Source organism: Hydrogenivirga sp. 128-5-R1-1, from assembly GCF_000171895.1.
In genome coordinates, this window is record NZ_ABHJ01000237.1 from 1 (window position 1) to 1792 (window position 1792).

2 protein-coding genes are annotated in these 1792 nt (G+C 28.8%); both read right to left on the reverse strand.

What is annotated here, in order from left to right; translation table 11 throughout:
* Positions 1 to 539: GGDEF domain-containing protein (locus HG1285_RS19900; protein ID WP_008288999.1), on the reverse strand; the 539-nt coding region annotated here is incomplete at its 3' end.
* 130 nt (positions 540 to 669) lie between these two features.
* A partial coding sequence (locus tag HG1285_RS19905) for a PAS domain S-box protein (protein ID WP_008289000.1) occupies positions 670 to 1792 on the reverse strand: 1123 nt, incomplete at its 5' end.

Consider the following 1792-nt stretch of genomic DNA (forward strand, 5'->3'; position numbering starts at 1 on the left):
AGCTTATCTCCAACTTCTACAGAATAGGTTTTGTTTATATAAGAAAAATTAGCAACATCAATAATTATTAACGCAGATATATTTCCTGGATTTTTTATTAAATAATCGTCCACTTGTATAGAAAAGCCATTAAAGTTGTATGTTTCTGTCAAAATGTCATAAAATCTTAGTTTTTCATTTTCTTCTAAAAGCTGTCTTTCTTTAGTTATATCTCTGCCTATTGAAACAAATTTCAGTTCTCCATCTGGAAGTTTGACAGGAATGATTTTTTCATCAATATAAAATAATTCCCCATTTTTCTTCCTGTTTATAAAAACAGCTTCAAATTCTTTATCTGATAAAATGGTTTTCCATAATTTTTCATAAAACTTTTCAGGCTGGTATCCTGATTTGAAAATTCTTGGATTTCCTCCAATAAGTTCTTCTTTACTATACCCAGTTAATTTTGAAACATACTCATTTACGTACTCTATATTTCCATTTTTATCTGTTATAAGTAGCCACTCATCTGATTTTTCAACTGCATTTTTTAACAGCAAACTATCCCTTATTGTGTCTATTTTATTTAGGGCAAAACTTAAATCTCTTTCAAGTTCTTCAAGTAGAGTTTTATTTTCTTCTTCAAAATAGTAAGGTTCAGTTGCATATATATTTAAAACAGCAACAACCTCACCATTTTTTTTTAATGGGAACGGCGGCAGAAGATAGGAAATTTCTTTTTAACATCTCTTTTTGCCATGTTTTCATTAGTGGGTTATTTCTTGTGTCCGGATTTATAAACGTCTTTCCTTTTCTATAGGCACTACCTGTCGGACCTTTACCCTCAGGGTACTTTCCACCTGTGGCTATTTTTATAATATCTAAATATCCTTCATCATCTCCACATTTATAAACATTTTCAAAAAACTTCTTTTCTTTATCAGGTTTTCCTATCCAGGCAAATTTTATATCAAGTTCTTTAACTAAAGTTTCACATACGGTTTTATAAAGCTGTTCTTCTGTTAATACGGTTACTATTGCTTTATTTATGTTTCTAAGTGCTTTGTAAAGTTTTTCATATCTTTTTTGTTTCGTTATATCAACTGCAAGGACAAAACCTGCATGTCCTTCTTTATAAAGTATAGTATCTGAAAAAACAAGGGTATAACGATAAGAACCACTTTTAGTTTTTACTTTTAGTTCATCATAAATCTGGGGGAAATATTTACCTACCAATCTTTTTTCAATTATTTCTTTTACTCTATCTTTGTGTTCTTCAGCAACAATCTGGTCTGGACTCATACTTTTTAGTTCTTCAAAAGAGTATCCCAAAAGCTCTTGGAAATACTGATTGACATAAACAATCTTATCTTTATATATAAGCAGACCTATAAATGGAATTTCATAAAGAGCTTTTGATGTGTCGTAGAATTCCTTTATTTTTAATAAAGACTGTAAAGGCAAATCTGCACTCAATGAATTTAAAAATTCACTGTTTGAAACCAGCTTGAATTTATCAATATTTTCAATAACCTTTTTAATTTTATCGTAATGCTCAGGTTTTATCATTAAAAAATGGGAAAGTTTAGTTGGCATTTTTTTAATTACGGGTATTTTTTCAGTATCTTTTATAAATCTATAATCATCTTCATACATTACACCAAAATCAGCTTTACCTTCTTTTACAGAATAGTAAATATCTCTTTGGGTTGGAACATACTCTATTTTAGTTTTTAAAAAATCAAATTCTTTTAAATAGAGAATAGGCAGTATATGAGTTTCAAGATATATAGTAGTTACTGTAACTGTATCT